The organism is Streptomyces avidinii, assembly GCF_014650695.1.
Taxonomy (GTDB): domain Bacteria; phylum Actinomycetota; class Actinomycetes; order Streptomycetales; family Streptomycetaceae; genus Streptomyces; species Streptomyces avidinii.
The window spans coordinates 447,262-471,432 of sequence record NZ_BMVL01000007.1 but is presented as its reverse complement, the minus strand read 5'-3'; the positions used below and the strand labels follow the sequence as shown (position 1 = coordinate 471,432).

The 24,171-nt window shown below is 74.1% G+C and carries 25 protein-coding genes; 6 read left to right on the top strand and 19 right to left on the bottom strand.

Going from position 1 to position 24,171, the window contains the following annotated elements:
- Positions 1-31: 31 nt before the first annotated feature.
- Together IE257_RS21370 and IE257_RS21365 are read right to left on the bottom strand one after the other, a co-directional pair.
- Positions 32-793: a DUF3558 family protein gene (locus IE257_RS21370; RefSeq protein ID WP_189970897.1), complete on the bottom strand. Its 762-nt coding sequence runs from the start codon at positions 791-793 to the stop codon at positions 32-34.
- A 114-nt stretch (positions 794-907) separates the two neighbouring features.
- Positions 908-1,750 (bottom strand): DUF3558 domain-containing protein, encoded by an 843-nt coding sequence (locus IE257_RS21365; protein ID WP_229920551.1) that lies wholly within the window; start codon positions 1,748-1,750, stop codon positions 908-910.
- Positions 1,751-1,940: 190 nt separating this feature from the next.
- Between IE257_RS21365 and IE257_RS21360 the strand changes: the two genes are divergently transcribed.
- Entirely contained in the window at positions 1,941-3,134 is a 1,194-nt protein-coding gene (locus IE257_RS21360; RefSeq protein ID WP_189970895.1) for an RtcB family protein, read from the top strand.
- A 78-nt stretch (positions 3,135-3,212) separates the two neighbouring features.
- Here the strand turns inward: IE257_RS21360 and IE257_RS21355 are convergent, their stop codons facing one another.
- Positions 3,213-4,043: a hypothetical protein gene (locus tag IE257_RS21355; protein ID WP_189971063.1), complete on the bottom strand. Its 831-nt coding sequence runs from the start codon at positions 4,041-4,043 to the stop codon at positions 3,213-3,215.
- Between the two features lie 211 nt (positions 4,044-4,254).
- On the opposite strand from IE257_RS21355, the gene IE257_RS21350 reads away from it, so the two are divergent.
- From IE257_RS21350 to IE257_RS21340, 3 genes are all read left to right on the top strand, one after another.
- A complete protein-coding gene (locus IE257_RS21350) occupies positions 4,255-5,754 on the top strand; it encodes a glycosyltransferase family 39 protein (RefSeq protein WP_189970893.1) in 1,500 nt (499 codons plus the stop codon).
- Between the two features lie 65 nt (positions 5,755-5,819).
- On the top strand, positions 5,820-6,911 hold the full coding sequence (locus IE257_RS21345; protein WP_189970891.1) for a glycosyltransferase: 1,092 nt from the start codon (positions 5,820-5,822) through the stop codon (positions 6,909-6,911).
- Positions 6,912-7,042: 131 nt separating this feature from the next.
- Positions 7,043-7,714 (top strand): polysaccharide deacetylase family protein, encoded by a 672-nt coding sequence (locus IE257_RS21340; RefSeq protein WP_189970889.1) that lies wholly within the window; start codon positions 7,043-7,045, stop codon positions 7,712-7,714.
- 43 nt (positions 7,715-7,757) lie between these two features.
- Here IE257_RS21340 and IE257_RS21335 read toward each other — a convergent pair whose 3' ends face one another.
- Complete coding sequence (locus IE257_RS21335; RefSeq protein WP_189970887.1) at positions 7,758-8,522, bottom strand: SDR family NAD(P)-dependent oxidoreductase; 765 nt, start codon at positions 8,520-8,522, stop codon at positions 7,758-7,760.
- A 210-nt stretch (positions 8,523-8,732) separates the two neighbouring features.
- Between IE257_RS21335 and IE257_RS21330 the strand changes: the two genes are divergently transcribed.
- The gene (locus IE257_RS21330) at positions 8,733-9,212 is read left to right on the top strand and encodes a hypothetical protein (RefSeq protein WP_308278985.1); all 480 of its coding nucleotides are present in this window, start codon (positions 8,733-8,735) and stop codon (positions 9,210-9,212) included.
- On the opposite strand, the gene IE257_RS21325 is transcribed toward IE257_RS21330, so the two are convergent.
- The gene (locus IE257_RS21325; protein WP_189970882.1) at positions 9,209-9,937 is read right to left on the bottom strand and encodes a Mut7-C RNAse domain-containing protein; all 729 of its coding nucleotides are present in this window, start codon (positions 9,935-9,937) and stop codon (positions 9,209-9,211) included. The genes IE257_RS21330 and IE257_RS21325 overlap by 4 nt on opposite strands.
- A 42-nt stretch (positions 9,938-9,979) precedes the next feature.
- Entirely contained in the window at positions 9,980-10,396 is a 417-nt protein-coding gene (locus IE257_RS21320) for a winged helix-turn-helix transcriptional regulator (RefSeq protein WP_189970880.1), read from the bottom strand.
- 142 nt (positions 10,397-10,538) lie between these two features.
- Here IE257_RS21320 and IE257_RS21315 point away from each other — a divergent pair, with 142 nt between their 5' ends.
- Positions 10,539-11,435 (top strand): NADP-dependent oxidoreductase, encoded by an 897-nt coding sequence (locus IE257_RS21315; RefSeq protein ID WP_189971053.1) that lies wholly within the window; start codon positions 10,539-10,541, stop codon positions 11,433-11,435.
- Here the strand turns inward: IE257_RS21315 and IE257_RS21310 are convergent.
- From IE257_RS21310 to IE257_RS21250, 13 genes are all read right to left on the bottom strand, one after another.
- A complete protein-coding gene (locus IE257_RS21310) occupies positions 11,419-11,985 on the bottom strand; it encodes a GNAT family N-acetyltransferase (protein WP_189970878.1) in 567 nt (188 codons plus the stop codon). The two genes, IE257_RS21315 and IE257_RS21310, sit on opposite strands and share 17 nt — an antisense overlap.
- Positions 11,986-12,024: 39 nt before the next feature.
- A complete protein-coding gene (locus tag IE257_RS38505) occupies positions 12,025-13,455 on the bottom strand; it encodes an NADase-type glycan-binding domain-containing protein (protein ID WP_229920550.1) in 1,431 nt (476 codons plus the stop codon).
- A gap of 5 nt (positions 13,456-13,460) precedes the next feature.
- Entirely contained in the window at positions 13,461-14,024 is a 564-nt protein-coding gene (locus IE257_RS21300; RefSeq protein ID WP_189970876.1) for a phage tail protein, read from the bottom strand.
- A complete protein-coding gene (locus IE257_RS21295; RefSeq protein WP_189970875.1) occupies positions 14,021-15,991 on the bottom strand; it encodes a putative baseplate assembly protein in 1,971 nt (656 codons plus the stop codon). Before IE257_RS21295 ends, IE257_RS21300 begins: the two co-directional genes overlap by 4 nt.
- Positions 15,991-16,413 carry a GPW/gp25 family protein gene (locus IE257_RS21290; RefSeq protein WP_189970873.1) on the bottom strand — a complete coding sequence of 141 codons (423 nt, stop codon included), beginning with the start codon at positions 16,411-16,413 and terminating at the stop codon, positions 15,991-15,993. Before IE257_RS21290 ends, IE257_RS21295 begins: the two co-directional genes overlap by 1 nt.
- Positions 16,413-16,730 carry a PAAR domain-containing protein gene (locus IE257_RS21285; RefSeq protein ID WP_189970871.1) on the bottom strand — a complete coding sequence of 106 codons (318 nt, stop codon included), beginning with the start codon at positions 16,728-16,730 and terminating at the stop codon, positions 16,413-16,415. The genes IE257_RS21290 and IE257_RS21285 overlap by 1 nt, the downstream gene beginning before the upstream one ends.
- Positions 16,731-16,856: 126 nt before the next feature.
- The gene (locus tag IE257_RS21280) at positions 16,857-18,674 is read right to left on the bottom strand and encodes a VgrG-related protein (protein ID WP_189970869.1); all 1,818 of its coding nucleotides are present in this window, start codon (positions 18,672-18,674) and stop codon (positions 16,857-16,859) included.
- A complete protein-coding gene (locus tag IE257_RS21275; protein WP_189970867.1) occupies positions 18,671-19,396 on the bottom strand; it encodes a CIS tube protein in 726 nt (241 codons plus the stop codon). The genes IE257_RS21280 and IE257_RS21275 overlap by 4 nt, the downstream gene beginning before the upstream one ends.
- 94 nt (positions 19,397-19,490) lie before the next feature.
- A complete protein-coding gene (locus IE257_RS21270) occupies positions 19,491-19,916 on the bottom strand; it encodes a phage tail protein (RefSeq protein ID WP_189970865.1) in 426 nt (141 codons plus the stop codon).
- Positions 19,917-19,950: 34 nt separating this feature from the next.
- Positions 19,951-23,031, bottom strand: coding sequence for a hypothetical protein (locus IE257_RS21265; RefSeq protein WP_189970863.1), 3,081 nt, complete (start codon positions 23,029-23,031; stop codon positions 19,951-19,953).
- A gap of 4 nt (positions 23,032-23,035) precedes the next feature.
- Positions 23,036-23,194 (bottom strand): DUF6760 family protein, encoded by a 159-nt coding sequence (locus tag IE257_RS21260; RefSeq protein WP_189970861.1) that lies wholly within the window; start codon positions 23,192-23,194, stop codon positions 23,036-23,038.
- Entirely contained in the window at positions 23,191-23,685 is a 495-nt protein-coding gene (locus IE257_RS21255; protein ID WP_189970859.1) for a zinc-ribbon domain-containing protein, read from the bottom strand. Before IE257_RS21255 ends, IE257_RS21260 begins: the two co-directional genes overlap by 4 nt.
- Complete coding sequence (locus tag IE257_RS21250; protein ID WP_030388073.1) at positions 23,682-24,122, bottom strand: phage tail protein; 441 nt, start codon at positions 24,120-24,122, stop codon at positions 23,682-23,684. Before IE257_RS21250 ends, IE257_RS21255 begins: the two co-directional genes overlap by 4 nt.
- Between the last annotated feature and the right edge of the window lie 49 nt (positions 24,123-24,171).

Sequence of the window (24,171 nt, the reverse complement as noted above, 5' to 3'; positions counted from 1 at the left end):
CGCCCAAGGAGGCCCCGCCCCGCGACCGCTCCTACTCGGGCTGCGGGGACGCCGGCTGCTCCGCCGGGGCCTTGTTCGCGGTGTCCACCGAGGCCACGGCCTCCTTGGCCGCGGTGATCGCGTCCTGGAGCAGCTTCGCGTGGTCCGGCGCGCCGGCCCCCTCGTACGCGGCACCGTTGTAGTCGAGCGTGATCACCACGTTCTGGATGCGCGCCACGACCGTCGTGTTGAAGGAGTCGACGTCCTTCTTCACCGTGTAGACGACCGACGTCGCCTGTTCGCCGACCCCCTCGGCGGCCGCGACCTTCGGGTCCTGCGCGCCCTCGGTGGCCTTCGCCGTCTCGACCTGCTTGTTGTACTGCTCCTCGGCGCGCTTGTTGGCGTCGCCGAGCGTGGCGTCCGAGTCGGAGCGGGAGTAGGAGAGGGAGAGCCAGCGGTACTGCGAGCCCTTCAGACCGTCCTCGTCCAGACCGTTCCAGGAGCACCCGGCACGGCTCTTCAGGTCGTTCGACTTGGCAGCGAGGCCGTTCTTGTCCTTCACCTCCGGGACGAGCGTGTCTATCGTCCCCGGCTGGAGCGCCTTGCACGGGTCCGGGAGGGTGGCGAAGGTCGCCTTCGCCAGGGTCTTGGAGGACTTCGGGTTGGGCTTGGCGGAGGAGGACGAACCGGACTTCTTGCTGCCGTTCGAGCCCGACTCCTTGCCCGAGTCGGACGAACATCCGGCGACGGTGAGGATCACCGGGACGGCTGCGCAGGCGAGAACGCGGGTGAGGCGCGAGGCTGATCGGTGCATGGTTCCTTCAGTACGTTTGTCGGTCGTTCTTCGGACGCGGGACCCGGGCAACGGTAGCCCGACCGGGTGGCAGGCTGCTGTGCGCGCCGTCACCCCGGGGCGTGGCGCGCACCACTACTCGCTGAAACGCTCGGCCAGGGCCTGGGCCAACTGCCGTGTCCTGTCCTGGGTTTCGGTGCTCGGCGGGACCGTGCCGGGCAGTGCGGGCTGCACGCTGTGCTCGATGGTGACGATGACATTCGAGGTGCGGAACACAATCCGCACGGTGCGCGACTGCGCGGCGCTGGCCCCGGCGGGGCTGAGCTTGTCCTCCAGGAAGGCGTCGCTGCCGAGGCCCTCCAGGACGCGGGATCCGAGCTCGACCGGGGCGGAGGGGCTCGCAGCGGGGGACGACGGCGCCCCGCCGGCGGGCGTGGGCGAAGCCGGCGGCGCGGGGGCGGGAGCCGCCGGGGTCGGGCTCGCGGCCGGGCTCCCGGTCGGGCCGGGGAAGGGCAGCTTCGCGTCGGTGAGCCGACGGACGTAGACCTGCTTGGCCTTGTCGTCGTCGCTGGTGGCGGTCCGGTCGTAGGAGACCACGCGCTCGAAGCGGACCGACAGCAGCCGGGTCTCCTCGGGGCTCTGCCCGGTCCAGCGGCAGCCGACGTGCCGGTCGCCGTCGTACGAGGCGTCCGCGACGCCGGTGTACATCTGGTCGCGCTGCTCCTGGGTGAGGCTGTCGCCGGCCGGGAGCATGCCCTTGAGCTTCTTGCTGTCGGCGACGGCCTTGCAGGGCGCGGGCAGACTGCGGTACTTCCCCGGTTGGGCGGGCACGGCGGCGCTCCCGCCGGCCTTGGAGTCGCTGGTGCCCCCGCCGCCGCTCCCGCCGGTGCACCCGGTCAGGCCGGCCGCTCCGGCCGCGAGCGCGGTGAGCATCGCGATGCCCGGCAGGACTCGCCGCCGTACCGCCTTGAGCTGCACGTCCACTGGCTCCCTTCGACCGGCGGGCCCCCGACGGTCAGGAAAATGCGTTGCCGTGACTCGGGCACGGCTGGACACAATGTCTATCGCACACGCTGGTGCCGGCGCCGGTCCTCTGTCGTATTTGGGATCAAGAGCGAGGCTTTTGCGCTTTCTGACTTTTCTTTGGTTTTCGGGGGATTGATTCCTTATGTCGTACGTAGAGGTGCCCGGGGCGAAGGTCCCGATCCGGATGTGGACCGACCCGGCGTCGGTCGAGGACGGCGCGATGCAGCAGCTGCGCAACGTCGCCACCCTCCCCTGGATCAAGGGTCTGGCCGTCATGCCTGACGTCCACTACGGCAAGGGGGCCACCGTCGGGTCGGTGATCGCCATGAAGGACGCGGTCTGCCCGGCGGCGGTGGGCGTGGACATCGGCTGCGGCATGTCGGCGGTGAAGACGTCCCTGACGGCGAACGACCTGCCCGGGGACCTGTCGGTGCTGCGGTCGAAGATCGAGCGGGCGATTCCGGTGGGGACGGGTCTCCACAAGGAGGCCGTGGACCCGTCGCGGCTGTACGGCTTCTCGGTGGAGGGGTACGAGGACCTCTGGAGCCGTTTCGACTACCTCACCGACTCGGTCAAGTTCCGTCATGAGCGTGCCTTGAAGCAGATCGGAACGCTCGGAAGCGGCAACCACTTCATCGAGTTCTGTCTCGACGAGTCGGGCTCGGTGTGGCTGATGCTGCACTCCGGCTCCCGGAACATCGGCAACGAGCTCGCGGCACACCACATCGAGGTGGCCCGGGGGCTCGACCACAACCAGAACCTGGTCGACCGGGACCTCGCGGTCTTCCTCGCGGCCACGTCCGAGATGGCGGCGTACCGCAACGACCTCTTCTGGGCCCAGGAGTACGCGAAGTTCAACCGCGCGGCCATGATGAGCCTGTTCAAGGAGGTCGTCCGCAAGGAGTTCCGGAAGGCGAAGGTCTCCTTCGACCGCGAGATCAGCTGCCACCACAACTACGTCGCGGAGGAGCGGTACGACGGCATGGACCTGCTGGTCACGCGCAAGGGCGCGATCCGGGCCGGCAGCGGTGACTACGGGATCATCCCGGGATCCATGGGCACGGGCTCGTACATCGTGAAGGGGCTCGGCAACGAGAAGTCCTTCAACTCGGCCTCGCACGGCGCGGGCCGGAAGATGAGCCGGACGGCGGCGAAGAAGCGGTTCTCGGCGCGGGACCTGGTGGAGCAGACCAAGGGCGTGGAGTGCCGCAAGGACTCGGGCGTCGTGGACGAGATCCCGGGTGCCTACAAGTCCATCGAGCAGGTCATCGACCAGCAGACCGACCTGGTGCAGGTCGTCGCCAAGCTCAAGCAGGTCATCTGCGTCAAGGGCTGAGGCCCGTACGCGGACCTGCACACGCGTGCCGTGCCCGGAAGGTTCCGGGCACGGCGCGGGCGTGGGATCCCGGCCGGGTCAGGGCCGCGCGGAGCTCTTCGAGAGGCCCTTGTCGACCGGGGCAGCGCCGATGCCGGGCTTCAGCTGCGGGCTGCCGTGCTTGCGCATGAGCGCCCCGGGCTGCGGGTTCGCGGGTGTCCAGACGACGGGGTCGGGGCAGTTCAGCAGGTCCGGCTCACCCCGGTCCACCGGGCACTCCGTCTCCCAGACCGCTCCGGCCGTGGTGAGCACCTCGACGATGACCCTGTTCGCCGTCTCGGCGATCGTGATGCCGCACGGGTCGGCCGGATAGTCCGTCGCGCCGGTGGTGAGGTCGTACCAGGTGTAGGCCGGTACGGTCGGGTTGGGCGCGTTGAAGTCGTACACGCCCGCCCAGGCGATGCCGTCCGGGGCGAGGACGGCCTTGTACTTGACCTCTCGCTCGTCCCACGAGGTGGAGATGTCGACGCACGGGCCGGTCGCTCCCGTGGCCCCGGTCGCTCCCGTCGCTCCCGTCGCGCCCGTGGCGCCCGTCGGTCCGGTCGGGCCCGTCGGTCCGGTCGGTCCGGTCGCACCCTTGCACTGGTCCTCGTGGCCCCCGCCGGAGCCCTTGACCTCGGGATCCTCGTCCTCCTCCCAGTCCTCCTCCTCGTCCTCCTCCCAGTCGTCGTGGTCCGCCTTGCACTTGTCCCCGCCCATCGCGGAGGCCGGAGCGGCGCCGGACGGTTGAGGTCCGTCGGCGACCGCCAGTGCGGGAGTCGTATAGCCGAGCATCACGACGGCCAGGGATGCCACCGCGCTGCCGACCCGCCACTTGCCCTGCCGGGGCAGCGGGCCCAGACGCGACGGCGCCCAATTCTCGGGACTCATTGCATTGCTCCTCGTGGAACCGATGGGGGTTGATCCTGCACCGGCAGCATTCGGGCGGCGCCCGGTATCCCGAGGCAGGCGCGCAGGCATATCAACACATTGGCCCATGCGTCGTGGCCCGATCGGGGAGCGGGGCTGATCAGGCGAAAGGGTCCCCCGTCCGTTCGTGGCGACCCGTCGGCGCCCCCGCGTCGCAGCTATCACTGTCTGCGTGACGACTCTTATCCGACCGGCGCGGGACACGGAGACCGGGCCGGGGACAGCGAGGCGACAGCTCCCCGGAGCGTCCTTCGGCCTGTGGCTGTGGCTGTGGCCGGCGCTGGCCGCTCTGGCGTGCACGCTCACCGGGATCCGCGGTCCGCTGCTGGGCACCGACGAGATCGTCACGTGGGACGTCGCCGGACGGAGCACAGACCGGATCCTGGCGATGCTGCACCACGTCGATGCGGTGCACGGCACGTACTACCTGCTGATGCACGGGTGGACGGCCGTCTTCGGGGACTCGCACACCAGCCTGCGGATGCCCTCGGCGCTGGCGATGGGTGCCACGGCCGCGGTCGTCGCCCTGATCGGCCGACGGCTCTTCGGCGAGCGGGCCGGCCTGTACGGGGGAATGCTCTTCGCCGTCGTCCCCGTGGTGAGCCGCTACGGCCAGGAGGCCCGTGGCTACGCCCTCGTGGTCCTGGCCGCCACCGTGGCCACGCTCCTGCTGCTCCGGGCGTTCGACAGGCCCCTGAGCCCGGCCCGCTGGGCCGGGTACGGCGCGTGCCTGGCCGTCGTCGGCCTGCTGCACCTCGTGGCGCTCACGGTCGTGGCGGGCCACCTGGCGGCGGTGCTCCTGCGCGCGCGCCACGAACGCCGGGTCCTGTGGGGCTTCCTGCCGTCGGCCGCGGCCGGCGCCGCCTGCGCCCTGCCGGTGATCCTGCTCGGCCGGTCGCAGGCGTCCCGCCAGCTCTTCTGGATGCCGCAGCCGGACCTGTGGGCCCTCGTCGGCATCTGGCCCCAGATGTTCGCGTCGAGCCTGTGCGCCGGAGCGGTGGTCGCGCTGGCCGCGCTCGCGGGAAGGGAACGCCGCGAGGTCCTGCTGCCGTGCGTCGCACTGGTCGTGGTGCCCCCGCTGGTGCTGTGGGCGGCCTCCCACGGCGAGGTCTCCTACTTCCGCTTCCAGTACGTCATGTTCACCGTGCCGTGCTGGGCGGTACTGGCGGGAGCCGGGCTCGCCGCAGCCGCCCGGTCCTGGCGCGTCGCCGCCGTGGTCCTGGCGGTGCTCTCGCTGCTCCTCCTGCCCGACCAGCGCAGGATGCGGGAGCCGTTCGAGCACGACGTCCCCCACGGGGCGGACTACGCGGGGGCGGCGCGGACCATCGAGAAGTACCACCGGCCGGGCGACGGGGTGGTGTACGTCCGAGGAGCGCCGTGGATGCTCGACCGCGGGGTCCGTTACTACCTCGGGCGGGATCTGGAGCTGAGGGAGGTCTTCCTCGCCAGGTCGGCGGCCGAGAACGACGAGTTGTACCCGGTGCACTGCACGCAGCCGGCCCGGTGCCTGCGGGGCGAGAGCCGCATCTGGGTGGTCGTCCCCGGAACCGGTCCGGATCCCCTGGAGCCGGTCCCCGCGGAGCAGGCCCGGGCCCTGCGCGCGCAGTACACGACCTACGGGACGGAGCGGCTGAGCGGGCTGACCGTCGCGCTCCTGCAGCGCAAACCGTAGGCCGCCTTCCCCTGTCGGCACTCACCTCGGTTGGACGGGCTGTGAAAGCAAAAGTCTGCCTGAACATGATCGTCAAGGACGAGGCGCCGGTCATCCGCCGCTGTCTCGAATCCGTGCGGCCGCTGATCGACCGCTGGGTCATCCTGGACACCGGCTCGACGGACGGCACCCAGGACGTGATCCGGGAGGTCCTCGGCGATCTGCCCGGAACCCTGCACGAGAGCCCGTTCAGGGGCTTCGACAAGAGCCGCAGCGAGGCGATCGACCTCGCTCGCGCGGACGCGGACTACCTGCTCTTCATCGACGCCGACGACCTGATGGAGGTGGAGCCGGGCTTCCGCATGCCGGAGCTGACGGAGGACGCCTACCGGGTGGCGCTGCACGACGGCCCCCTCGTCCACTGGCGTCCGGCGCTGGTCTCCACGCGGCTTCCCTGGCGCTACGTCGGCGTCCTGCACGAGTACATCGACTGCGGGGGCCCCTACGGCATGGGGACGCTGACGGGCGCCCACATCCTCTCGGTGGGCGGCGGTGCCCGCCTGGTGCGGGACGGCCAGCGGAAGAAGTACCTGCACGACGCCGCCGTCCTCGAAGCGGGTCTGGCCGAGGAACCCGACAACGCCCGCTACGTCTTCTACCTCGCCCAGAGCTGGCGCGACGCGGGAGAGCCGGAGAAGGCCCTGGCCGCCTACGACCGCCGGGCGGGCATGGGCGGCTTCGCCGAGGAGGTCTTCTGCGCCCGCCTCTACGCCGCACGGCTCGCGGCGAGCCTCGGCCGGCCGCACGCCGAGGTGATGGACCGCTACCTGGGTGCGCACGAGAGCCGCCCCCAGCGTGCGGAGGCTCTGGGCGACCTCGCGCGCCTGTGCCGGGTCGAGGGGCAGCGCTGGCCGCTGGCGCACCTGTTCGCGCGGGCGGCGGCGCAGATCCCGTACCCGAGCGACATCCTGTTCGTCGAGTTCGACTGGTACGAGTGGCGGGCCCTGGACGAACTGGCGGTCGCCGCCTACTGGATCGGGGCGTACGAGGAGTCGGCGCAGTGCGGGCAACGGCTGCTCGCGGGGGACAAGCTGCCTCCGGCGGAGCGGGACCGGGTGGTCCGCAACCTCGCGTTCGCCCGGGACAAGCTCGGTGTGAAGGACCTCGTGGAGGTCTGATCCCGGCCCGGCCGGTGCGGTGGGGTGGGGTGGGGTGGGGAGCAGCGTGGTGGGGGGCCCGCGCCTACGCCGGAAGGAACTCCCGACCGGGGTATTGACGCTGCGAGTTGGTCTAGACCAAGGTGTGCGGCATGTGGAGATCCCGCGTGCTTGTCGCCGCGCTCGCGTCGTTGTCACTCGCCCTCGGGGCCGCCGGATCCGCGCAGGCGAAGGCGGGGCTGCCGCCCGTCGTGTCGCACGTGCCGACCGGGGAGCGGGTCGTCTTCTTCACCATCGACGACGGCTGGAGCCACGATGCGGCGGCGGCCCGGATCCTGCTGGAGGAGCGGGTGCCGGCCGCGCTCTTCCTGCTGCCGGGGGCGACCTCGTACGACACCGGGTACTTCACCCGGCTCGCGGAGGAGGGGAGGGCCACCGTCGAGAACCACACCGTCAACCACCCGGACCTGACGACCCTCGACGCCGCCGGCAAGGACGCCGAGGTGTGCGGGGCCGGGGAGCAGCTCCGGGCCGCCTTCGGGCGGACGCCGAAGCTGCTGCGGCCGCCGTACGGGGCGGTGAACGACGACGTGCGACTCGCGGCCAAGGCGTGCGGGGTGAAGGCGCTGATCACCTGGACGCACGACTTCACCACCTGGGGCGGGACCCCGCTCACGCCGCGGCTGGAGGCCGGGGACATCGTGCTGCTGCACTTCACGCCGACGCTGGCGGCGGACCTCCGGCGGGCCCTGGACGCGGCGAGGGCCGCCGGGCTGAAGCCGGCGGCCCTCATGCCGCACCTGAAGGCGGCGGGAGTCCTCTAGGTCGTTTCCTTCGGATCTTGCCGGGCCCGCGGCGCCCGGCACCCTAGAGCTCGCGGTGGACCTTCGTGTTCGAGGCCTGGGCGCGGGGGCGGACCACCAGGAGGTCGATGTTGACGTGGCTGGGGCGGGTGACCGCCCAGGTGATGGTGTCGGCCACGTCGTCGGCCGACAGCGGCTGGGCGACGCCCGCGTAGACCTTCTCCGCCTTCTCCGCGTCGCCGCGGAACCGGGTCTTGGCGAACTCCTCGGTCTTGACCATGCCCGGGGCGATCTCGATGACGCGGACGGGCTGGCCGACGATCTCCAGGCGCAGGGTCTCCGCGAGGACGCGGGCGCCGTTCTTGGCGGCGACGTAGCCTGCTCCGCCCTCGTACGTGGAGTGGCCGGCGGTGGAGGACAGGACCACGACCGTGCCGTCGCCGGAGGCGGTGAGGGCGGGGAGCAGGGCCTGGGTGACGTGGAGCGTGCCGATGACGTTGACCTCGTACATCGTGCGCCAGTCGGCGGGGTCGCCGGTGGCGACGGGCTCGGCTCCGATGGCGCCGCCCGCGTTGTTGACGAGGACGTCACAGCGGTCGAGGGAGGCCGCGAAGGCGTCGACGGCGGTGCGGTCGGTGACGTCGAGGGCGTATGCGGTGGCCCGGTGGCCGGCCCCGGTCAGCTCGGCGGCGAGGGCCTCGATGCGGTCCTTGCGGCGGGCGGTGAGGACGACGTGGTAGCCGGCTGCGGCGAGCTGCCGGGCGGTGGCCGCGCCGATGCCGCTGCTCGCGCCGGTGACTACGGCGGTTCGGGTGGCGGCCGTGCTCATGTGCGGGCTCCTCGGTCGTTCGTACGGGCGATTACCCGCCAGCATAGGCGGGGCCCAGGAGCCGCGCGGGCGTGCGCGTCGAGGCCCGGCCCGGCGCCGGCGCGGCCCGAGGGCGCGCACGCAGATGGGGGTGGGCGCGCCCTCGTTCGTGTGATGGTCCGACCGGCCCGGGGCGCGGCTGGCTAGCCTCCGCGCGAGGAGGTGGTGTCGGTGCGCCGTGGTGCCGTACGAAGTGTGGTGGTGGCGGGTTTGCTGGCGCTGGGTGCGGGTGTCCCCGGGGCGGCGCAGGCATCGCCGGGGGACGGCCCTGAGGCCGATGTGGCCTACCACGGCCGGGTGGCCCTGTCCGGGGCACGGCTGCGGATCTGGCTGGTCCCGGAGAACGACGGGCCCGCCGCGGTGCCGAACGCGACGCTGCGGGTGCGGCTGTCGGCCGAGCTCGCGGACCGGCAGCAGCTGGCGGAGGGCTGCGCACGGGCGGGTTCGCGCGAGGTGGTGTGCGAGACGGGGCCGTTGCCGCTGCACGGGCGGGGCCGGCACATCGCGCTGCGGCTCGAACTGCGGGAGCGGGCCCCGGAGGTGGCTGTGCGGGTCGACACGTGGTGGGACGGCGGTGCGATCGACCGGAACCACACCAACAACGAGCACGTGGTGCTGGCGCTGGACACGGGCGACGCGTACGCCTTCTAGGCGGTGCCGAACTCCACGAGGGCCTCGTCGACGATCCGCTCCAGGCGGGCGTGGTGGGCGCCGCGCCAGTAGACGCGCTCGCACGCCGCGCACTGCGCGAAGACGTCGTAGGAGCGGTGCGTGCCCTGTTCCAGGCGGTCGCCGACGCTCTCCTTGTCGGCCTCTTGGAGCGGGCCGTTGCAGGCGGTGCAGCGCGTCCACGGGGCGAGGGCGGGTGCGAACCGGCCGAGAACATCACGCAGTTGCTCGTCCGGGTTGTCGCTGTAGACGTACGCGCCGGCGAACAGCTCGCGGCGGCGCAGCAGGCCGCGGTCGCGCGAGAGCAGGACGCGCCGCTCGGCGGCGGAGCGGGTGGCGAGGGCCGGGTCGCCGATGTCCTCGTTCTCGTAGGCGGCGTCGACGCCGAGCAGGCGCAGGCGGCGGGCGAGGGTGCCGAGGTGGACGTCGAGGAGGAAGCGGAGCGGGGCGCCGGGCACCTGTTGGGGCCGCTCGACGCTGAACACCTCGACGTTCTGGCCGTCCTGGGGAACGTAGGAGACGGGTACCTCGCGGCCGTCGACGAGGAGGCGACCGACCTCGGTGAGCGGGACGCCGGCCGATTCGACGACGTGGCCGAGGCTGGAGGCGCCGTCGGTCGCGGTCGGTACGCGGTCGGCGCGCCGGCTGGGCGGGGCGAAGAGGCGCAGTTCAGGGGCGAGGGTGAGCTGAATGCCGGGTCCGTTCACCCTGTCAGCATGCCACTGCCGGGGCATCGGTCGCGGCTGAATTTACGAGGTCGCGGTGGCCCGGTCGTAGGTGTCGCGATGGCTGCTGACCTCGTCGAAGTGGTTCTCGGCCCAGAGCTTCACGGAGGCCAGGAGGCAGCCGAGGCTGCTGCCGAGGTCGGTGAGCCGGTAGTCGACGCGGGCGGGGACGGTGGGGGTGACGGTGCGGGTGACGAGACCGTCGCGTTCGAGGGAGCGGAGGGTCTGGGTGAGCATCTTCTGGCTGACGCCGGGGATCTTGCGGCCGAGGTCGCTGTAGCGCATGGAGCGGTCCTCGGCCTGGCCGAGGGCGCTGACGATGAGGCCGACCCACTTGTCGCTGATGCGGGCCAGGAGTTGGCCGGTGGGGCACTCCCTCAGGAACGCGTCGTAGGCGGCTCGGGCTTCCTCGCGGCGGGCCGCGGCGGTGCTGGTGGCCATGGGTGCCCCACTTCCGGGTCGGGTACGCACCTTGGAGTGCGTACTTACGGAAAGAGAGTAACTCTCCCTAGGTTAGTGCTCACCAGGAACGAACGAACAGACGAACACTCGAACGGGAGAGACGGAAATGAGCGAGCAGACGATGCCGGCGGCCGTGGTGAGCGAATTCGGCGGCCCGGAGGAGGTCGCACTGGCCGAGGTCCCCGTCCCGCGCCCCGCCGCCGGACAGCTCCGCGTCAGGGTCGCCGCCGCCGGGCTGAACCCGGTGGACGGCGCGGTCCGCGCCGGGGTCTTCGGCGGCGCGGGACAGCGGCTCGGCCTCGGCTGGGAGCTCGCCGGCGAGATCGACGAGGTCGGCGCCGGCGTGACGGGCTGGAAGACCGGAGACCGGGTCGTGGGCCTGCACCACGGGACGGTGAAGCCGCTCGGCACGCACGCGCAGTACGCGGTGCTCGACGCCACCGCCGTGGCGGCCGCGCCGACCACCGTGGACGCCGTGGCCGCGGCCGGGCTCCCGCTGGGCGGCCTCACCGCCGCCCGCGCGGTGGACCTGCTGGGGCTCGCCCCCGGCTCCTCGGTGCTGATCACCGGCGCCGCGGGCGTCGTCGGCGGCCTGGCCGTCCAGCTCGCCGCACGGGCCGGCCTGGTGGTGACGGCCCTCGCGGGCGAGGGGGACGAGGAGCTCGTACGGTCCCTGGGCGCCGCCGACTTCGTCCCGCGCGGCGGGGCTCCGGCCGGGCCCGTGGACGGGGTCCTGGACGCGGCCGTACTGGGCGCGGCCGCGCTGGGCTTCGTACGCGACGGCGGGGTCTACGTCGGCCTGATCCCGAACCACGCCCCCGCCGCGGAGCGCGGCATCCGCGTCGAGGAGCAGGAGGTCGCGGCGGACGGGCCGCACCTGGCCCGGCTGGTGGCCCTGGTCGACGCGGGCGTGCTGAACCTCCGGGTCGCGGAGACCTTCCCGCTCGCGGAGGTCGCGAAGGCCCACGCCCACCTGGGGACCCCGGGGGTCCGCGGCCGGATCATCCTGACGGTGTGACCGGAACGACCGGAACGACCGGAGTGACCGGGGCCTGCGGCCGCCCCACCCGGTAGCGCCAGTCGCAGCTCGGGTGGGGCACCCCCGGCGGGTACTCGAAGTCGACGTCGCCCAGGTACTCGAACCCGGCACGCCGGCACACCGCGTTGCACGCCGGGTGGTCGGTACCGGGGAAGGCGTGGACGCTGTCGCGGGAGCCGTGTTCGCGGACGTGGGCCAGGAGCTCGGTCAGCGCGGCCACGGCCAGGCCCTGGCCCTGGAACTCGGGCAGGATGCCCCAGCCGGTCTCGTAGACCTGCTCGCCCCGCCACTCCCGCTCCCAGAAGCCGACGGACCCGACGCTCTCCTCGCGTTCGGTCCACACGACGCGGAACATCCGCCCCGCGGCGGGCTCCCGCGCGCTCAGGGCCTCGTAGCGCCGCTGCCGGTCGAGGAGCTTCGCGGCCGGCTCGGGACCGCCCAGGAACTCGGTCATGGCGGGCTCGTTCTCGCGCTCCAGCAGCCAGAAGTCCCCGGCCGACCAGGGCTCCAGCCGTACGTGCGTCTCCACCCGGACACGCTACTCCGGCGCGGCCCCGCCCGGGGGCCGTCAGCTCCGCTGGAAGAACTCCACTTCGGCCAGGGCGAGATGGCGTTCCGGTGCGGCTCCGGCGGGTGCCTCCAGGGTCAGCCGGATCGTCGTGGCGTCGCTGATGCCGGTGGGGAAGGTCTGGGGACCGGGCTTGTCGCTCAGGGCGAGCTTCCTGCGGACCGTCCGGCCGTCCTTCGAGGTCACCTCCATGTCGATCTGGAGCGCCCGCGCCTGCCGCGCGTACTCCTCGGGCGTCGACGAGGCGCCATTGGTGATGATCACGTCGACCAGGCGGAACGGCTTGGCGAAGGTGTACGTCACCGAGGCGCCGGGGCCGGGCGCGCCCCAGTAGCGGTTGCTGAGTCCGTCCGTGCTGTCGCCCACCGGATGCCCGGGCACCTCGGCGCTCGCCTCGACGCGGGTGGCGGTCACCGCCTTGGCCTTGCCGAGTTTGTCCAGGGTGTCCTCGATCAGGTGGCGTCCGGCCGGCAGCAGCAGGAAGCCGCCCGCGCAGAGCGCCAGTACGACGGCCAGGACCACCAGGAAGCGCGCCGCCCGGCCGGAACCGGCGCGCGTGCGGCGGCGGAACGGCCACATCGTCCGCCACCACGGCAGGGGCGCCGGTGCGGTGGTGGGCGTCAGCGGGGCCGCGCAGCGGCGGCAGAACCGGCGGTCCGGCGGGTTGGGCGTGCCGCAGGCGGGGCACGGCACGCCGGACACGTCGTCGCTCACCGCGGCGGTACGCACGACCGGGCGCGGCCGGGCCGCCTTCGCGGGCCGGACGGGCTGCGGCGACGCCGGTGCCTGCGGCGCGGCGGCCCGGGGCGCGGCGGGCGGCGCGGCGGGCGGCCGCGCCGGGGGTGCCGGGGGTGCCGGGGGTGCGGCCGGTGTCGGCGACACGCTCGCGGACGCGGACGCCCCACGGCCGGTCCGGTCCTCCCGGCCCGCCGGCGGGCCGGGGGCCGCGGCCGGGGCCGATTCCGTGGCGGCGGGCCCGGCCGGGCCGGGCTCCGCCCCGGCGGGCGCGGCGGTGCGGCGCACTTGCTGCCGATCTGCGTCGGCCGTCGTGGGCAGGGCCGACTCCGCCCCGGAGGGCGCAGGCCGGGCCGAGCCGGACTCGGCGGGCGCAGCCGCCGGCTCCGCCGCGGGGGTCGCGGACGGGACCGCGGACGGGGCCGACTCCGCACGGGAGGGAGCAGCCGGGGCCGACCCGGCCCTGCCGGGCGCAGGTGGGGCCGACCCGGTTGCGGCGGGCGCGGCCGGCGGCTCCGCCGCGGGTCGGGCGTCGTCGGCCGGGTCGGGGGCGCCGGCCGGGTCGGGGGCGCCGGCCTCCGGAGCGGCCGGGCTTCGCGCCGGGGCGGAGCCCGACCAGCCCAGATAGGCGCCGCAGTTGCCGCAGAAGTCGTCCGTCGCGCCGTTGGACGACCCGCACACGGGACACGCACGCACCGCTGTCACTTCCCTTCGTCCGCAGGCGGTCCGGACAGGACCTCGATCCGGCAGACCGTGTGGACGGGGCACAGGGTGCGCACGAGCGCGCGGACCCGGTCCGCATCCACCGCAGCCCCGCGGTACGGCCACACCCGGATCAGGACCTCGTCGGCCGGAGCGGCGGGCAGCTCGGCACCGGCCGTTCGGGACCAGGCGGCCCCGCCGTCCCCGCTGACCTCGGCGGACACGCCCAGCACCAGGCGCAGGGCCTCGGTCAGGCCGCGCCGGGTGCCGCGCCAGCGGTGCAGTTCCACCGCCCGCGCCACCGCCTCGCGCCGCAGCCCGGTGGGCCACCCGGGGTCGTCGATGCCGCCCACCCAGGAGGCCAGCCAGGACAGGAAATCGGCCGGGGCCAGCCGGGGGTCGAAGTAGGAGGGCAGGTTGTCGAGGGTCGAGAACACCGGGGCGAGGACGGTGTCCAGCCCCGCCGTGAACCGCTGGGCGAAGTCGTCGTCGGCGTACAGCGCGGGCAGTTGCCCGCCGATCGGATGCCGGCTCGGCAGGCCGGGGACGGCGGCCCGGCTCATCCGTGCACCCCCGTCTCCGGCTCCGTCACGACCACCTGGTGCTGGTAGGAGAAGACCAGCGCGCCCGCACCGATGTCGATCCGGTCGACGGGGGCGCCGCGCCGCCCCGTGATCGGGTCGGCGGCGAACATCCGGATCTCCTCCACCAGGATGTCTCCGACGGCCCGTTGCAGTACGCCGAACACCTCGCCGTACTGGACGGGCCGCCCGAACGGCCAGCCGGCGCCGTCGGGCCCGCCGCGCAGGGGGTTGAGGTGGCGGAACAGCGCGGCGAGTGCCGCCTCGCGCACCCGATCGGCGTCCGCGGCGGGTGCCGACAACCGGGCGACGACGGTGACGCCCTGGTAGACGGGCGGCTCCACGACGAGGCGCGTGCCGATCAGCCGCCGTTCGTCGAGGGTGCCGGTGATCGCGGCGAGCACCTGGTCGGAGGGGATCAGCTGCTCGAAGCGGAGCCGGTCGTCGCCTTCGTCGGCCACCGCGTCCGGCACCACCAGGACCCGTACCGCGCCCGCGCCGCCGGAACCGTCCGCGGCGGGCAGGCAGCGGACCCGGCGGACCGAGGGCGCCGCCTGGCGGGCGATGATCTCGTAGTCCTCGGCGGTCACCGCACGCTCCTGCATGCGCAGCGTCTCCGGCGCCCGCAGCTTGGCGTTGTCGATCGTCTCCCCGGCGACGCCGCCGCGCGCCGCCTCCCGGTTGATGACCCGGGCGACGTACGGGACGGAGCTGCGCAGCACGGAGATCGCGCCGCGCGAGACGTTGCCCGCGGGGCCGCCTCCGGTGCGGTAACGGGCCACGCGGACCTGGGAGCCCTTGGGAGGCACCGCGCCGCAGGCCCGCAGGCTGCCGTCGGCCTCGCGCAGTACCGGCGGGAACGCGAACTCGCCGGTGGTGGCGTTCACGCGGACGTGCCGGTCGTCGGGACCCGAGCGGCCGAAGTGCTCCACCACCTCCCAGCGCTGCCATCCTTCGGCCGAGGACACCTCCACCGCCGGCGGTTCGCCGTCGAGCAGCACGGGCGGGCGGCCGAGCCGGAAGGTCTGCCCCGCCACCCCCTCCGACGCGCCGAGCGGTACGTCGGTCACGCGCTCGGCGTGCTCCACGGCCATCGTGCCGCCGACGGTGAAGACGGCGGCCTCGCGCACGGTCGGGGACTCCGAGTAGAACGGCTGGCCGGGCTCCGGCTCGGTGACCCGGCAGCGCAGCCAGCCCGCGCGGGTGCCGCTCAGCAGCGACGCGGTGTGCCCGGCCGGTACGTACACGATGACCTCACCGGGCCGGTTGAGACCGCCGGTGCTGTCCGAGTCGGTCTCGCAGCGCTGCCATCGACCGCCGTCCCACGCCTCCCACACCAGCGGGGGCTGGCGCGGGTCGACACCGACGCCCTCGACGCGGCTGTCGAGACGGACCGCGACCACGCAGCGCGGCACGGCCGTCGGCAGGCCGAACAGCAGGGCGTCGCCGGGCTCGGGCGTCGCCCGGAAGCACGGGATGTCGCGGCCCTCGGCGAGCTCGCCGGTGCGGTCGGTCATGTCCCCGCTGCGGGGCGCGGTGACCAGGCGCATCAACTCGCTCGGCACGATGCGCAGATCGCCGGTGGTCGCGAACACCACGGCTTCCTCGGTCTCGCCGGCGGCGGTCGTCACCTCGGTGCCCGCGGGCAGCGTCACCGTGTCGGGCTGCGGGGCCGACAGCCAGAAGTCGACGTCGGCCACGGCCGCCGAGGGCGGATACAGCTGGATGTCCAACAGGTCCAGGAACGCCAGGTAGTTCTTGTCCGGGACCCGGTTCAGCCGGTACAGCAGCTGGTCCACGAGGTAGGCGAACGTCTCGATCAGGGTGACGCCCGGGTCGGAGACGTTGTGGTCGGTCCACTCCGGGGCGCGCTGCTGCACGTACCGCTTCGCCTCGTCGACGAGTTGCTGGAACCGCCGGTCGTCCAGGTTGGGGGAGGGCAGGGCCATCAGTCCGCGACCATTTCCTCGGCCCCCTCCTCGGAGGGGATCGTGTAGAAGGGGAAGACCAGGTTGCGCCGGTCGTTGGTGGTGCGCACCGTGTAGTGCACATCGATGTAGAGGGTGCCCGCCTCCACGGCGTCGAAGGCCACGAGGACCTCGTCCACCGCGATCCTGGGCTCCCAGCGCTCCAGGGCCTCGCGCACCTGCTGGGCGACCCGCCCGGCGGTGTCGCCGTCGCCGGGGGCGAAGACGTACTCGTGGATGCCGCAGCCGAATTCGGGCCGCATCGGCCGCTCGCCCGGAGCGGTGCCCAGGACCAGCCGGATGGCCTCTTCGAGCTCCCGTTCCCGCTCGACCATGGCGATGCCGCCGGTCGGCCCGACCCGCAGGGGGAACGCCCAGCCGCGCCCGATGAACCGTTCGCTCATCACATACCGCCGATCAGGACGTTCTGGGCGCCGGTCAGGACCATCGCGCCGCATGCGGTCTGGTCGCGCGCCCGCGCGGCGGGCAGCCCGCCGATGAGCACCGTGCCGGTGGCCAGGCCGGCCGGGTTGGGCATGATCACGTTGGCCGGGCCCATGGCCGCGTGCGGCGGGACCACGCAGACGTGCAGGCTGCCCACGACGGCGGCGGGACGGCCGCCGATCAGCACCGTCGCCACCGCCGCGGCGGCGCCGGGCGGCGGCGTGGCGAGCCGGCCACCGTGGTTGGTGGGGTCGCCGGTACGGGCTGCGGCTGGCATCGGGTTCTCCTCGGGGAAGGCGGTCCTGGTGCGGGGTCGCGGTGCAGGGTCGCGGTGCGGGGACGGGATACGGGATCGGGGCACGGGGTCGGGGCACGGGGTCGTCGTACGGGAGCCGCGGGAGCTTCAGTTGATCCGGATGAGCCGGGCCTTGAGGACGGCGAGCAGGCCGCCGTTGACGGTGACGTCCGCGGTGCCGTTCACCTTCACCGACCGGCCGCCGATGCTGACCCCGGCGGTGCCGTCGATGTCCACCTGCCGGCCGGACACCTTCACCGTGCCCTGCCGGGCGTCCAGCGTGATGCCGTTCTTGTCCAGCAGGACCGAGGTCAGCGGGCGGCCCCGCCCCGCGTACACGGTGAGCTCGATGCGGTCCCGGCGGTCGTCCATGCGTACCTCCAGCCGCTCGTCCCCGGTGACCAGGCGCAGCCCGGAAGGTCCGGGCGCCGCCGCGTCCAGCAGTTCCACGCGGTGGCCCGAACGCGAAACCACAGAGCGGCGGTTGACCTTTCCGCTGGTCTTGTCGATCAGCGGCACGTCGTGCGGTGAGGGCTGGTCCACGCCGTTGTAGAGCCCGCCGATGACGTACGGGCTGTCGAGCAGGCCCTGCTCGAACCCGACGAGCACCTCGTCGTTGACCTCGGGGCTCACCACACCGCCGCCGCCCTTGCCGCCCCACTGGACGGTGCGCACCCAGTCGGTGACGTACGTGTCGTCCAGCCAGGGGAACTTCAGCCGCACCGCGCCGCGTTCGGAGCCGTTCGGCTCGCGCACGTCCGTCACCACACCGATCGCGAGTCCCGGGATGCGCGGACCGCGCCCCGGCGCGTTGGCGCCGGTCACCAGGCCGGCGAGGGAGCGGTCCGGGCTGGAGCTGACCCACACGGTGGTGCGGTAGCCGCCGTGCGGCTCCAGGACGTGCTGGACCGCCGTCGCCGTGTACCGGCCGGAGAACGCCTGTCCCACGTTGCCGAGCGCCACCGCCTTGCCCGCCCGCAGCAGCGGGTTCCCCTCGGCCACCGCCTCCAGCTCGCCGAAACCGGAGCTGATCCGGTCGGCCGCCGCCTTGGCGACCGCCGTGGTCTCGGCCTGCGTACGGTACGGAGTGTCGGTGACGGTCACGGCCGACTTGCCGAAGCGCGCGGCGAGCGCGGGGCTGAGGCCCGGCACCACCGTGTCGCTGACCACCGAAGGCTGCTGCGCGACCAGTGGCCGCTTGGTGGTCACGTCCCACCCGCGCACCTGCACGGTCGAGGAGCCGTCGGCGGCCGACAGTGCGGCCCGCAGGGCGAGGAGGTTCCTCCCGTACTCCAGGACCATCGGATTGCGCACGGCCGACGTCGACGGGGCGGGCGCCCCGGCCGCCTTCACGGGCCGGGTGAACTGGAGCAGCCCCTGGTCGTCGACGCGTACCTGTGCGCCGCTCTCGCCCGCGAGGTACTGCAGGAAGTCCCAGTCGGAGACGTTCGCCTGGGACAGCTGCTTGTAGGTCACCGGCGCGGCCTCCACCTTCCCGACGGCGAGGCCCGCTCCGGCGGCCACTTTGCGGACGATGGCGGCGGCCGTCATGTTCCGGTACGCCACGACCTTGCGGCCGCGCTGGAGGCGGTGCGCCTTGGAGTAGGCGCGGACGACGGTGAACGATCCGGTGCGGTCCCGGTCGATCTCCAGGGCCGTGACCTCGCCGTTGAACAGCCGCTCCCGCGCCTGCCCCTTCACGGTCGCCACCGACACCCGCAGCGGGGAGCCGATGGTGATGCCGGTGGCGCGCAGGAACTCGTGGTCGGGGTCGCGGTAGGTGAGGACCGCCGTGTCCGGCAGGCCCACGTTCTCGTCCACCACGCAGCTCACCAGTTGTGCCGCCCAGGTCGGCGGCAGTTCGCCGGGGGCCTCCACGATCGGGTCGGCCGCGAACGACCGGCCCCCGGACTCGGACCCGCTCACCGCTGCTCCTCCTCGCCGTGCTGGTCCTGCGTGCCCGGCACCACGATCTCGGTGCCGGGGACGAGTGCCATGGGGTCGTCTATGCCGTTGGCCTCCGCGATGACCCGCCAGGCCGTCGCGTCGCCGTACTCGCGCCAGGCGAGCATCGCCAGGCTGTCGCCCGCCACCACGATGTGCGTGCTGCGGGCGGTCCGTGAGCCGGAGGTCGGGTTCTGGCCGGGCGGGTCGACACTGGCCTCCTCGATGGACAGCGAGCAGGTGGCCCGCAGCGGCTTCCCGTCCACGTCGAAGAGCGTGTACGACACCGAGAGGTTCGACAGGACCCCGTCGAACGACGTCGTCCGCGCGCTGCCCCACTCGAAGCGAACCCAGGGGCTCGCCGGCTTCTTGCGGCCCAGGCTGGCCGGGGTCGGCACGCACGCCTTCATCAGCTTCTCCACCGCCTGCTCCACCGAGTTGTCGTGGGTGGCGGTCGCGTCCAGGAACACCTCCAGGCTCAGGGTGCGCGGACCGCTGCCCACGAACTCGGGCAGCGCGGACTGCCCGGCCATGCGGGACGGGGAGCGCCGCCACTCGGTGGTCTTGCCCAGCTGCAGGGTCGACGGGTTGAACTGGAGATCGAGCTTCGCGAGCACCCCGCCGGGCTTGGCCCCGACGGAGGTCGGGGGCTCCTTGAGGGTGAGCTGGGCCCGGGCGCGGCTGGCGCGTGCCGATGAGGCCATGGCGTGGTTCCCTTCGGGAGCGGGAGCGGGAGCGGGAGCGGGAGCGGGAGCAGGGGTGGTGCAGGAGGGCGGGTACGGGCGGGAGGCCGGGCGGTCAGGTGGGCAGCAGCCCCTGGTGGGCGATCTCCAACGTCTCCACCGCGGCGGCGGAGTTGGCGGGGTCGAAGGACGGGCCCTGCCATCGGACCGGGACGATCCCGAACACCTGCCAGCTGATGATCCGGCTCAGGTCCGGGCGTAGCGCCACGATCTCCCCGTCCTTGGGCTCGACCCGCCGAAGCGTCTCGTCCAGCCAGCGGCCGATCTTCGCGGTGTCCGCGGTGACGGGCCGGGTGAGGGTGATGTTCGACCAGGTCACGCGGCCCGGCAGCTGCCAGGTGAAGCCGTTGTTGCCGCCCTCGGCGTAGCTCTCCATCTCGACCTCGGCACCCATGCCGGAGCAGGTGTGGAAGGCGCCCAGGTCGTTGCCGCCGATCGCCAGCCGGAAGAACACGCTGGTGGCGAAGATGTTGTCCGTCATGGGTCCGTCGTCCGTTTCTCGTGCGTACGCGTTCTCAGCGGCGGCCGTCGAAGGGCCGGCCCGCGCGTTCCCGACCGCGCCGCAACTCGGTGCGCAGCAGGCGGGAGACAGGGTCCAGCAGGCGACGGGCCAGGTCGTCCAGATCGGAGTCGGGGACCTGCGGTGCCGGCGTTGTGTGCCGGTCGGCCGGGGCGGGCCGGGTGCCCCCGGCCGGGGTTCCGGAGCTCCCGGCCGGGGCGCGCTGCACCGGCGCCGGTGGCGCGGGGCCGGTGGCTCCGGGCGGGCCGGCTCCGGTGGCTCCGGTGGCTCCGGTGGCGCCGGTGGGGGCCGGTGTCCTGGGGCGCACGACGGGTACGGGCTGCGCCGACGGGGTGACCGGCGCCGGCTGGACCACGAGCGGCGGTGCGTGCGGGCCGGTCACGGGGAGGGGAGCGGCCGCGGCGCGGGCGGGGGCCTGAGCGGGCGGCGCGGGGCGCACGGCGCGTACGGCATGCACCGCGTGCGGGGTCGCCGCGCGCGGCCCGTCGACCGCGGCCCGCTGGACCTGCGGCTGCGCAGGGGTGCTCGGGGCGGGCCAGCGGGCCGGGACCACGGGACGGCTCGCCGGGCGGGCGGCGGCGGCAGCGGTGCTCCCCATGTCACGGGTGCCGAGGGCCAGGGGCCGGGCCGCCAGGAGCTGGAGGGTACGCGTGCGGGACCCGACGGGCGCCGCGGCGCCCGCGGCGGGGTGCGGGGCCACGCTCGGATCGGTGACCGCACGGGCGACGACCAGGGGAATCGGGTGGGCGGCCCCGGGGGGTGCGCCGGGGCCGCCGGTCTTGGGTGCGCGCGGGGCGGCAGAGCCTGCCCCGAGCACGGGTGCATGACCCGTCGGCGTCGACGGCGCACCGGGCGCAGCTGCGCGCTGTACGGCGGCAGGGGAGACGGGCCGAGCCGCTCGGGCCCGGGACGAGGCGGGAGGGGGCGGCGCGGCGCTCGGCGGCAGCGCGGGCAGCGGCGCCCCCAGGCCGCTACGGACCCGCGGCGTGGACCCACGGGTCGCGCCGGGCCCGGCCCTGTCGGCCGTGGGCTCCGTCTGGCGCTGGACGACGGGCATCGCGGGGTCGGTCGTGGGAGCCGCTGCGGGGTGGCCCGACGGGATGGCCGTGGCGGGCAGTTCGGCGAGGGGCGCCCCGAGCGGTGCGCGGGTCCGTGCCCGCTGCACGGGTGCCTCGAGGCCGGTGGCGGGCTCTGCCCGGCGGTGCGCGGCGGGCTTCGGGCCGCTGCTGTCGGGAGCGGCGCCGCCTGCGGTCGTGGGCTCCGTCTGGCGCTGCACGACGGGCATCGCGGGGTCGGTCGAGGCGGCCGCTGCGGGGTGGCCCGACGGGATGGCCGTGGCGGGCAGTTCGGTGAGGGGCGCCCCGAGCGGTGGGCGGCTTCCCACACGCACAGGCGTTTCCGGGCCGGCGGCGCCCTCGGCCGCCGGCTCTGCCCGGCGCTGGACGATGGGCATCGCCGGGTCGGGCGCGGGGGCCGTTACCGGGTGGTCCGACGGCGGGGCCGTGGGCGGCAGTCCGGTGAGACCGGTGCCGAGCGGTGGACGAACCTCCGCACGCTGCACGGGTGCCACGGCGCCCGCGGCGGGCTTCACCGGGCGGTGCTGCGGGGCTCCGCTGTCAGGGGCGGTCGCACCCTCGGCCGAGGGCTCCGCCCGGCGCTGGACCACGGGCGTCACGGGTACGGGAGCTGCTGCGGAGCGGCCCGACGGGGCGGCGTTCGAGGCCGTCGGCTCTGCCCGGCGCTGGACGATGGGCATGGCCGGGGTGGGCGCGGTGGGCGTTGCGGGGTGGTCCGACGGCGGGGTCGCGGGCGGCAGCCCGGTGACGGGAGTGCCGAGCGGTGCGCGACCGTCCGCACGCTGTACGGGCGTGCCCGACTCGGCCGTGGTCGTGACCGGGGCTGTCCGTACCGGTGCGGGGCGGACGACGGACACCCGGCGCCCGGGCGTGGCGGGGACCCGCGCGACGGTCAGCGTGCGGCCGACGGAGCGCGGGCGGACCACGGCGGCGGCGGATCCCGCGGACTCGGCGGATCCCGCGGACCCCGCGGACCCCGTGGAGCCGGACGGGCCGGCCGCGGCTCGCTGGACGGGCGGACCGGACGGGGACGGGGCCGCACTCCCGGCGGACGCTCCCCGGCCCGCCGAGGTGTCGGGGACCACCGCGATACGGCGGACCAGCGGGAACCGTGCGGGCGTCGGCGCACGGCCGGACGCGGCAGGGGTCACCGCGGCGCCGGCCCCGGCCCGCTGAACGGCGGGAGCCGGCGTGCCGAGGGTGGCTGCGGAGTGCGGGGCAGCGCCGCCACGGGCGACGCCCGACCCCGGTGAGCCGCCGCGCAACGGCGACGCGGCGTGCGGTACGGGCGCGCCCGGTCCGGACACCACCGGATCGGCGGCCGGGCCGCGGGTGCCCGGGTTGCCCGGACGGGACGGCGCGGCACCGGCCCGCTGTACGGCGGGGCCGGGTGTGCCGCGTACGGGGGCGGAGTGCGTGGACGCGCCGCCGCGGGCGGTGGCGCGGGTGACGACCGGGTCGGGGCCGGCCGTCGCCGGGCCGCTCGTGTCCGAGCCGCCCGGACCGGACGACGGGGTGCCGGGCCGCACCCGGCGCGAGATCTGCGCGGCGTCGGGCACCCGCGACGTACCCGAAGCAGCGGGGGTCGGTTCCGCTTCCTCCGGCTGTCGCAGCGCCCGCAGCAGCAGCGGGCCGCCGCCCCCGGGCCCGCTACGGGGACCGGCGGGGCGGGTGACCCCACGTACGAGGCCCGCCGGGGCGGACGGGAGCAGGGCGTGGGCGAGCCCTGTGTCGAACGACGGATCGCGCCACGCGGCCAGGCCGGCGCGGAAGGCGAGCCCGTCGCTGACGCCCATGGCCGCACGGGACACGGTCAGCGCGGGCGGCGCCGTCATGCGCCAGCCGCCGTCCCAGTCGCCGGGTACGGCACCGTCCGGCACGGCACTGTCCCGCACGGCGGGCGTGCCCCGCGCAGCCTCCGGTGACGCGGCCGCGGCCGCGCCCGCGGCTTCCGGCACGGCCGTGGCAGCGCGCCGACGCAGCCTGTCCCGCCATGCCATGCGTTCAACCGCCTTCGTTCACACGGGTGTTGATTCGACCGATCTCGGTGACCCACTCCTGGCGCTCGCCGTGGGTCAGGTCGAGGATCTCGTCGCGTTGCCAGTGGAAGTGGTAGGCGATGTACGCGATCTCCTCCCTGAGTCGGGGGAGGGCGTACGTCACGATTCCCCCAGGCGCCCACCGGAGAGGTCGACCTCGAAACCGCCTTCGCAGTGCGGGCAGGTGACGGCCGCGCGGGTGTGACCCTCGCTGTTGACGCGCCGGTAGAAGTCCTGCAGGAACGCGACGTCGGTCGCGTACATCCGCTCCACGATCCCGGCGTGCACGTCGGTGACGGTGCCGAGCCGGGTGATCACCTGGCTGAGCAGCACCACGCTGAGGTACGCCGGGTTCTCCTTGACCCGCAGGTCGATCTGGGGGCGCAGTTCGTCGCGGGCGGTGGCCAGGCGCATCGATCCGTGCCGGTGCACCGTGCCCGCCTCGTCGACGTACCCGCGCGGCAGCTCGAACTCGAACTCCGTCCGCAGTCCGTGGTCCTCGCGCCCTGCCGGAGCGGCGGCCGGGGGTGCGGCCGCCGGCTCCGGGGCCGCCGCGGGCGCAGTGGCCTGGAGGATCTCCTCCAGGCTGCCCGCCGTCACCGTACGGCGCCTCATTCGACGATGATCTCCTCGAACACGATGGTCACGGACTCGGTGGCCGCGGCGGACTCGCCGGCCTTGAGGGAGGGGCCCTCCCACTTGGAGGCCCAGCCCTGCATCAGCTGGATGCGGCGGACGGTCGCGCCCGTCGAGTCCTTGATCTCGATGGTGAGGTTCTGTCGCGCGGTGTCGACGGCACCGTTGTTCAGGGTCTCCTTGATCCACTTGGTGAACTCGCTGCTCTTGTCGAGTCCCCGGGTGATCGTGACCTCGCCCGCCTGGCGCGCGCCGGGCTGCTTGCGGATGATCTGCTTGCCCTCCGCGCTGACCTGGCGGACCTCGACGACCTCTTCCTCGACGGTCAGGCCGCTGATCTCCTGGATCGATTCGACCAGGTAGCCGCCGAGCTGCACGCCGAAGATATGGGTGGAAAGAGCATCGCCCTCTGCCATGACTGTCCTTCACCTTTCCTTGCTGCTGCTGCTGGTGGTGCCGCTGCCC